At 64.8% G+C, this 8,402-nt stretch carries 7 protein-coding genes; 3 read left to right on the top strand and 4 right to left on the bottom strand.

The genetic code is table 11. The features are described 5' to 3' along the window. Positions 1–138 precede the first annotated feature (138 nt). Positions 139–2,814, bottom strand: coding sequence for a hypothetical protein (locus I2I01_RS21955; protein WP_196288673.1), 2,676 nt, complete (start codon positions 2,812–2,814; stop codon positions 139–141). A 155-nt stretch (positions 2,815–2,969) separates the two neighbouring features. Here I2I01_RS21955 and I2I01_RS21960 point away from each other — a divergent pair, with 155 nt between their 5' ends. After that, positions 2,970–3,533 carry a DUF1572 family protein gene (locus I2I01_RS21960; RefSeq protein ID WP_196288674.1) on the top strand — a complete coding sequence of 188 codons (564 nt, stop codon included), beginning with the start codon at positions 2,970–2,972 and terminating at the stop codon, positions 3,531–3,533. After that, on the top strand, positions 3,523–4,200 hold the full coding sequence (locus tag I2I01_RS21965) for a 2'-5' RNA ligase family protein (RefSeq protein WP_196288675.1): 678 nt from the start codon (positions 3,523–3,525) through the stop codon (positions 4,198–4,200). Before I2I01_RS21960 ends, I2I01_RS21965 begins: the two co-directional genes overlap by 11 nt. Positions 4,201–4,208: 8 nt before the next feature. Here the strand turns inward: I2I01_RS21965 and I2I01_RS21970 are convergent, their stop codons facing one another. Together I2I01_RS21970 and I2I01_RS21975 are read right to left on the bottom strand one after the other, a co-directional pair. Then, complete coding sequence (locus I2I01_RS21970; protein ID WP_196288676.1) at positions 4,209–4,841, bottom strand: DNA-3-methyladenine glycosylase family protein; 633 nt, start codon at positions 4,839–4,841, stop codon at positions 4,209–4,211. Positions 4,842–4,862: 21 nt separating this feature from the next. Further along, the gene (locus I2I01_RS21975) at positions 4,863–5,534 is read right to left on the bottom strand and encodes a metallophosphoesterase family protein (protein ID WP_196288677.1); all 672 of its coding nucleotides are present in this window, start codon (positions 5,532–5,534) and stop codon (positions 4,863–4,865) included. 293 nt (positions 5,535–5,827) lie between these two features. Between I2I01_RS21975 and nhaA the strand changes: the two genes are divergently transcribed. Continuing rightward, positions 5,828–7,015, top strand: a complete 1,188-nt coding sequence (gene nhaA / locus I2I01_RS21980) for a Na+/H+ antiporter NhaA (RefSeq protein ID WP_196288678.1) — start codon at positions 5,828–5,830, stop codon at positions 7,013–7,015. A 107-nt stretch (positions 7,016–7,122) separates the two neighbouring features. Here the strand turns inward: nhaA and I2I01_RS21985 are convergent, their stop codons facing one another. After that, a complete protein-coding gene (locus tag I2I01_RS21985) occupies positions 7,123–8,163 on the bottom strand; it encodes a threonine aldolase family protein (RefSeq protein ID WP_196288679.1) in 1,041 nt (346 codons plus the stop codon). Between the last annotated feature and the right edge of the window lie 239 nt (positions 8,164–8,402).

The following is an 8,402-nucleotide window of genomic DNA, read 5'->3' on the forward strand; positions in this document are numbered from 1 at the left end:
CACGTCATGCCGAGCGCAGCGAAGCATCCCGCGTGCGGCAGTAACCCTTTTGATTGAATTAGTGGCGGCACGCGAGATGCATCGCTGCGCTCGGCATGACATTCTGTGATATAATCCCGCAGATTGTGCAGCCCTGCTTTACTTGGGTAGCGGGGCCTCGTCGGCGCTTTCGCTCAGCTTCTGGGCCAGCTTCTGGGGCACGCCAACGTTGTCGAACAGACCGCTCACCACGCCCTGCCGCCACAGCGTAAATACCGAGAAGCGCGGCTCGCGCTTGCTGGTCATCTCGCCCGAAACCAGCTTGCCGCGCTTGCGCGGGTTCTGGTCGCGGATGACGATGACATTGGCGGCTTTTGAAAGGATGCGCTTGAAGAACGTCTTCTTGATTTCCTCGTCCTTATAGCCCAGCAGCTCCATTTGCAGGCCCGTGTAGCGGGTGGTCATGGTGCCGGTCACGCCCTTGCGGTCGGCCTGCAGCGCGAAGCGAATGCCTTGCACATCCCCTTTTTTAAACTTCACCAGCCGGGTGGGCACCGTCATGGAGTTGATGATGGCAAACTGGCCCGGCCCGAACGTGCCCCAAACCCGGTGCCGGCCTTTGGGGTCGAGCAGGTAAGCTGAGATTTGGGCATCGAGGCGGCATTGGCCCTGCAGGTAGGTGGTGGCCCGGCCGGTGAGAGGCGTGGCGGGCGTCATGCGCCGCCGGTCGTTGCTCAGGTTGAAAAAGCTACCGTTGAAGCGGGTGATGTTCAGCTTGCCGATGATGGGCGTGCGCGGGCTGCGGTAGGTGGTGTAGAGGCTGCCGTTCACAAGGTCGAGGCGGCGCACGTCCACGGTCACTTTCAGCTTGCGCATCTCCTCGGGCGAGATTTTGGAGAGGTTGGGGTTGATGGGGCCCCGGCCGTCGGAGGCAATCAGCACGTAGGGGCGCTGGGCCACGGCCCGCGCCAGGCGGAAGTCGCCGTGGTTCACCAGGTTGGGGTAATCGAGCCCGGTGAGCGTGAGCGAGGGCACTTTGATGGTGACGGCCGGGGCCTGGTAGCCCTTGTGCAGGTTCATGCCCATGGGCGAGTAGCGGGGCTTGAGGCGCATATCCTCAAAGCGCAGCAGGCGGGCATCGGTGTCGACCTTCACCCGCTCGCTGCTGGCAAAGTAAACGCGGTCGTCGAAGGGCGCCGACAAACGGCCCGACTGCCCTTTCCAGCCCAGGGCGTAGGCAATGCGGTTGGGGGCATCGTCCGAAGGCTGGTCGATGCGGATGCTGCGGCCCGTGAGGTTGAGCTGGCGGATGTGGGGCGAGTGCCGCCAGCGCCCGATGCGGATTTCGGTGTTGCGCACACGCAATTCGGCCAGGTCGGAGCGCCGGGCCACCTTGCTCAGCAGCTGCCACAGCGGGGGCGGCGGCTGCGCCGGCGGAATAAACAGCGCCTTCGCGCCGCTTACTTCCAGCCGGCGCGCCTGGAAGTGGCGCTGGTGCTGCAATTGGGCCGCGTCAAAACCGCTAAGCGTCAGGCGCGGCAAGGTCACGTCGAAGCGGGCGCCGTCGGGTTTGCCCTGACCCGGCGCGGGCAGTCGCACCCGCAGGGCGCGCAGGTCGAAAGTGCCGGTTTTGGTCGATAGCTGCATACTGCCTACGCTAACGGGATGCGCGGCTAATGTGGCCTGGCTGTGGCCCAGGGCCACGTTCCAACTCTTGGCAAAGAGCACCTTGTGCGCATCACGCGCGGCGGCCGAATCGTAGCGAATGGCCGTCGACCTCACGTTCAGCTGCCGCAGAATGGGGTTTTGGGCCGTGCCAGCCAGGTGCACATAGCCATCCAGAATGGCCAGTTGCGCTACTTCAACGCTCCGCAAGAAGCCCATTTGGGCGGCTGGGCCGGGTTTTGCCGTTTGCGCTGGCGTGAGCGTGAGCCGCGGCCCCTGCACCAGTAGCGAATCGACCCGTAACTGGTGTTGGTGTTGTAAGCGCGCTGCATCGAGACCAGTGAGCATCAGCCGGGGCAGGGTCAGGGAGAGGCGTGGGGTATGGGGCGCGGCGGCACCGACGGGAAGCACGCGCACAGAATCGAGCCGGAAGCGGCGGTCGGCCGTTGAGAAGTTCAGCCCGGCCAGGTCCAGCGCGTGGCCCTGGGCCCGCGCCTGGCTGTGCTGCAAGTGCAGGTGCCAGTTTTGGGCGTAGCCCAGCCGCTGCGAGTCGGCCGCGCCGGCAGGGCTGAGGAGCAGCTCACGGGCGCTGAGGTCGGCGCGGTGGAGTCGGGCGGTAGTTTGGGTGCTGTCGGGCAGGTAATTGACTTGCGCACGCTGCAAGCCCGCGTAGTTGATGTCCAGCCCTTTCAGCCCGAGTGGCAGGCGCTGGTGCAGGGGCTGGGCGGCCCGGCGGGTCGATTTTGTGGCCAAGGCCAGCACGTCAAGCCGCACGGAATCGAGCACCGCGCTGTCAACGGGCACCACGCCCTTGCGCAGCAGCGCCAGCAGGCCGATGCCGGTGATGTGCAGTTCGGCCGCGTCGAGGCGCAGGCGGGGGAGGGTGTCGGCCACCTGGGCGGCGGGGCGCAGGCGCAGGCCGCGCAGCCGGATGGACCGCTGCAGCAGGCTGGTGTTCAAATCGGCTATGCGCAGCTGGTATTGCCCGTGGGTTTGCTTGCTGACTTGCTTTTGCAGGGTGTTCAGCAGCCAGCCATCCAAAAAGTGCAGGCCCACCAGCACCGCGGCCACCACCAGCCCCACAATGCCCAGCAGCCACCATCCCCAGCGCCGGCCGCGGGCAGGACGAGCAGGAAGGGGCGAATCGGCAAGGCGTACAGGCTCAGACACGGGATGTAAGGTAGGAGTAGCGTAACGGCAAAGGCCCCGGCCAGGGTTGTGCACCGGGCGGCCAAGTCGATGGAAACCTTCATTTTCCCGACCAAAGGCCCCGCCAATTACTGCGCCGGCCGGGCAAACGTTGGCCGCAGGCCCTACATTTGGGCATGCACACCCCTGCTTCTTCCGATGCCGTGGGCACGGCCCTGCTGGCCAGTTTCCGCCACAGCTTTCTGCAATACAAAGCCTTGGCCGACCGGGCGCTGGCCCAGCTCACCGACGCCGAGTGGCTGCACCAGCCTGCGCCGGGCGCCAACAGCGTCGCCGTCATTGTGCAGCACATGGCCGGCAATCTGCGCTCCCGCTTCACCGATTTTCTGACCACCGACGGCGAAAAACCCACCCGCCAGCGCGACCAGGAATTTGAGGAGCCCACCAGTCCCGACGCCGTGCCGGCCCTGCGGCAGGAGTGGGAGGCGGCGTGGCGGGTGTTGTTCGTGCTGCTCGACGAGTTGCGGGCCGCCGACCTGCTGGCTACCGTCACCATCCGGGGCGAGGACCACACGGTGCTGGCCGCCGTGCAGCGCCAGGTGGCGCACTACGCCTACCACGTGGGCCAGTTGGTGCAGCTGGCCAAGCACCAGCGGGGCGAGGCCTTCGAGTCGCTCAGCATTCCGCGCGGCCAGAGCCGACAATTCAACCACCAGATGACTTCCCGCCGTGCCCTTTAACCTGAAAGGCCAGCTGCGCGCCGAAAACGCGCGCCCCGAACCGGCACCCGCCGACTTGCTGCGCCGCAAATTTGACCCGGCCAACCATCCCGCCGCCGCTGCACGTACTAGCCCCATGCTTGCCATTACTTCTGTGCTCAGCCCGCCCCACGCCGCGCGCATCAACCGCATCATCAAAAGTCTGGAGCAGGAATTCGGCCTCGACGACGTGCAGGCCACGCCCGACCCGCACATCACCTACCAACTGGCCGGCGTGGCCAAGCGGGCGGCCCTGATGGAGGTGCTGGCCAAGGTAGCGCGCCACACCCAGCCGTTCCCGGCCTTCACCACCGGGCTGGGGGTGTTTCCGGGGCCCAACCCCACCATTTACATTCCGGTGCTGCGCTCGGTGGCCCTCAACGACTTGCACCGCCGCATCCACGAGGCCACCGCGCCGCTCTGCCTGCGCACCGACAAGTTTAGCGGGCCCGACTGCTGGCTGCCGCACATCTCGCTGGCGTTGCACGACACCACGCCCGACCTGCTAGGCGAAGTGCTGCGCTACCTGAACGAGCAGACCTTCAACCTGAAGTTTCAGATTGACAACCTGGCCATTATGGAGCAGCAGGGCGACTTGTACCTGCGGCAGGAGGAGTTTCAGTTCGAAGTACCAGTGCCGGCCAAATAGGCGCCAGCCTACACGGTGGGCGGTATCTGGGTGCCGTTGTCGAGGCTCTGCCACAGGTACTTGCAGGCCAGCGTGCGGTAGGGGCGCCAGGCCTCGGCAATGGCCAGCATGCGCTTTTGCAGGGCGCGGCCCGTTTCTTCGAGGCCGTAGAGGCGACGCATGGCGTTTTGCACGCCCAGGTCGCCTTCGGAGAATACGTCGGGCTGGTCGAGGGCAAACATTTGCAGCATTTGGGCCGTCCAGCGGCCCACGCCTTTGATGGCGGTGAGGTGCTGGGTGAAAGCTTCTTCCGAAAGGCTGGTGAGGTGCTCGTAGTCGAGCAGGCCGCGCTCGTTGTATTCGGCAATGGCCCGCAGGTAGCCGGCCTTCTGGCGCGAGAGGCCCACGGCGCGCAGGTCGTCGTCGGTCAGGGCCAGCACCTCGCGCGGCTCGGGGTAGCCTTCGGGTGGGAAAAGCGACTGAAACCGCTTCCAGATAGCAGCCGCCGCCTTGGTCGAAATCTGCTGGCTGACGATGGCGCGCAGCAGCGCCAGGTACAAGTCTTCGTGGGGCCGGGGGTGAATTTCGCGGCCCCGGGCAATGACGCCGCCCAGGATGGGGTCGGCGGCGCTGAGGTGTTCGATAGCAGCTTGGTTAAGCATCAATCAGGGGGAAGTGAGGTATTAAAGAAGCGGCTTTTCGAGCAAGTCCTGCGGAAAAACCGGAATCATCACAATGTCTAGCACCGCGCCGGTGGGGGAGAGGCGCAGGCCAGTGAGGTTGCCGCCAAACACCGCGCCCGTGTCGATGTACAAGGTATTAGAGGTTTTGTCGAATACGGGCTCGCCATTTTCCATTGGTGTGTGGCCCACCACCTGCAGTTGCTGCTCAAGCCTCCGGAGCGGGCCGCGGGCCCAAAGCAGCCCGTCGGGGCTGTCGCGGTCGTAGGCCAAGGGCGAGGGGCCAATGCCGGCGTGGCTCACCAGCACATGCTCGTTTTGCCAGAGCAGCGGTCGCTGTTGCAGCCAGCGTAGGTGGCGGGCCAGCAGCCCGGCGCGGGTGCTGTACTGGTTGGTGGTGCTGCGGCCGCCCCAATTCAGCCAGCCGGGGTAGGGGCCGTAAGGGCTATAGTGGTGCAGCATGGCATCCTCGTGGTTGCCCATGAGGAAGGTAGTGGTATCGGGGTATTGTTCGTTCAGCTGCCGGGCCAGCTCCACGGTGGCCGGAATGTGGGCGCCGCGGTCCACCAGGTCGCCCACCTGAATAAGGTGGTCGGTGGCTGGGTCCCAGCGCCGCAGCAATTCCTGAAGCGTGTGGAAACACCCGTGCACGTCGCCGATGAGGAAGAGGTTCATAAACGAAACAACGTTAAAAACCGCATTTAGGTCTCGGGCGCCGAAGCAGTGCAGCAGCTCAGAAAGTTTGCCCCGGAGCGTCGTTGGGGCGGGCTGCCGGCTTTCAGCCGGCTGTCCGCTCGAAATGCGCCTGATGCCAGCCAGATGACAAGCGGACAGCCGGCTGAAAGCCGGCAGCCCGCCCAAGTAAAGGCCGCGCGGTTTGCTTACCTCCGCACACCGCCTGGCGGGAGCGCAACGGGTAGTTTTGCCCACCAGTGCCCATTTTTCGGCCCGCCGCCGTACTCCTCACCATGCCCATTCGCCGTGTTCTGCGTCCCATCCGGGAATTATCTGATAGCGGCAAGCTGGCGGGCTTGCTGCTGCTGCTAGCCACGCTGGTATCATTGGGGCTGAGCAACAGCGCCGCCGGCCCCCGCTACCTGGGCTTGTGGGAGCTGCACCTAGGCTCCGGTCTGCTCAATAAATCGGTGGCCCATTGGATAAATGACGGCCTGATGGGCATTTTCTTTTTTCTGGTGGGGCTCGAAATCAAGCGCGAAGCCATTGTTGGCGAGCTGGCCGAGCCCCGGCAGGCGCTGCTGCCCGCGCTGGCGGCCGTGGGCGGCGTGGCAGCCCCGGCCCTGCTGTACCTGGCTTTCAACCACGGCACGTCCGGGGCGGCTGGCTGGGCCACCCCCACCGCCACCGACATTGCCTTTTCGCTCGGCATCTTGGCCTTGCTGGGCCGGCACGTGCCGGCCGGGCTGCGCATCTTCCTCACCGCCCTGGCCATTATCGACGACCTGCTGGCCGTGCTCATCATCGCCTTCTTTTACTCCGGTAGCTTGCATTGGGCCTACCTGGGCGGGGCAGCCGGCATCTTTGCATTGCTGTTGGTGCTCAACAAGCTGGGGGTAAAAACCTTATTAATCTACTTGGTTTTGGGCCTGGGGCTGTGGTTCTGCGTGCTGGAATCGGGCATTCACGCCACTGTGGCGGGCGTGTTGCTGGCCCTCACCATTCCGCTGGACCGCATCGAGGATATTGAGCACGCCTTGCAGCGGCCGGTCAACTACCTGCTGCTGCCCTTGTTTGCCCTGTGTAATACCGCCATTGTCCTCAACGGGGGATTGGGACCGGTGCTGCACTCGCCGGTGGCGCTGGGCATCGGGCTGGGGCTGCTGCTGGGCAAGCCGCTGGGCATTGTGGGCATGGTGGGGCTGCTAGTGCGGCTGGGCGTGGCCCATCTGCCCGCCGAAGTGAGTTGGCGGCAAATGGTGGGCCTTGGCTTCACCGCGGGCATCGGTTTTACCATGGCCATTTTTATCGCCACGCTAGCTTTCCACAATCCACAGGCCGTTGACGTAGCAAAACTGGCCGTACTGCTCGGTTCGGCTCTGGCCGCCATAGTAGGGGCGGGGGTGCTGTGGTTTGCCCGAGCTGATGAGAAGCCTGCTGAGGCTGAAGCCACCGCATCAGCTACGTCTGAGCAACCCTGAGCGGTTTGTCATTCCAACAAAGGAGAAATTTGGGATGGCTCTCTTAGCAGCTTTCCCAGGTTTCTCCTTCGGAATGCAAACTTCCTGGTCGACGACCTCTGAGCCGGCTACGCCATGGCCGCCAGCGCCGCTTCTACCCGGTTCAGGCCGGCGTCGTCCACGTCGAGGTGGGTCACGAAGCGAATCCACTGCGGCCCGAAGCTGCTGGCCCGGATGCCCTGCTGCTCCAGCGTGGCCAGGAAATCGGCGGCCGGCATGGTGTCAGCAAGCCGGAAAATGACGAGGTTGGTTTCCGGGGTCAGCACCTCGGCCACGTAGGGTTGCTGGCCGAGCACCTCGGCCAAGCGGGCGGCGCGGCGGTGGTCGTCGGCCAGGCGGGCCACGTTGTTTTCCAGGGCATAAATGCCCGCGGCGGCCAGGTAGCCGGCCTGCCGCCAGCCCCCGCCCATCACCTTGCGGATGCGCTTGCACTTCTTAAGAAACGCCGCCGAGCCCAGCAGCACCGAGCCCACCGGCGTGCCCAGCCCTTTGCTCAAACACACCGAAATTGAATCAAAAAACTGCCCGTAGTCTTCGCTGCGCTGCCCGGTGGCCACCAATGCGTTGAAAATGCGTGCTCCATCGAGGTGTCGCGCAATGCCGTGCCGCCGCGCCACGTCGCTGATGGCCTGCAAGTCCTCCAAGGCGTAGCAGCTGCCGCCGCCGCGGTTGTGGGTGTTTTCGAGGCTGATAAGCTGGGTGCTGGGGTAGTGCACGTTTTCGGGCCGGATGGCGGCCTCCACCTGGGCAGCTGTGAGGCGGCCGCGCTGGCCCGGCAGCAGCGCCACGCTCGCGCCCGAGTGGAAAGCAATACCGCCCACTTCCCACAGGTAGATGTGGGAAGTTTGCTCGCAAATCACCTCGCTCAGCGGCTCGGTGTGGGCCTTGATGGCAATTTGGTTGGTCATGGTGCCCGAGGGACAAAACAGGCCGGCTTCGAGGCCGAAGCGGGCGGCGGCCATTTCTTCGAGGCGGCGCACGGTGGGGTCTTCTTCGTACACGTCGTCGCCTACCGGGGCGGCCATCATGGCGGCCAGCATGGCGGGCGTGGGCCGGGTCACGGTATCGGAGCGCAGGTCAATCACGGAAGGGGAGGCGGAAGTTGTCATCGTTGGCAAAAGTAGCGCGCTAACCGGCCCGTCGCGCCGGGCCAAGGGCCGCATCGGCCATAAAATGCCTGGCGGGCTTGCACTTCCCGCCCCAGCTGCGTACTTTTGCCCTCCATTTCGTAAGACCCTAGATTTTTTCCGGCCATGTCCGTTACCCGTCTGAAGCGCAAGCACCGCAAGAACATTGCCCGTGCTAACAACAAGCAGAACATCATCAAAAACCTGCTCCGCACCCCCGT

Source organism: Hymenobacter properus, from assembly GCF_015694735.1.
Classification (GTDB): Bacteria; Bacteroidota; Bacteroidia; order Cytophagales; family Hymenobacteraceae; genus Hymenobacter; species Hymenobacter properus.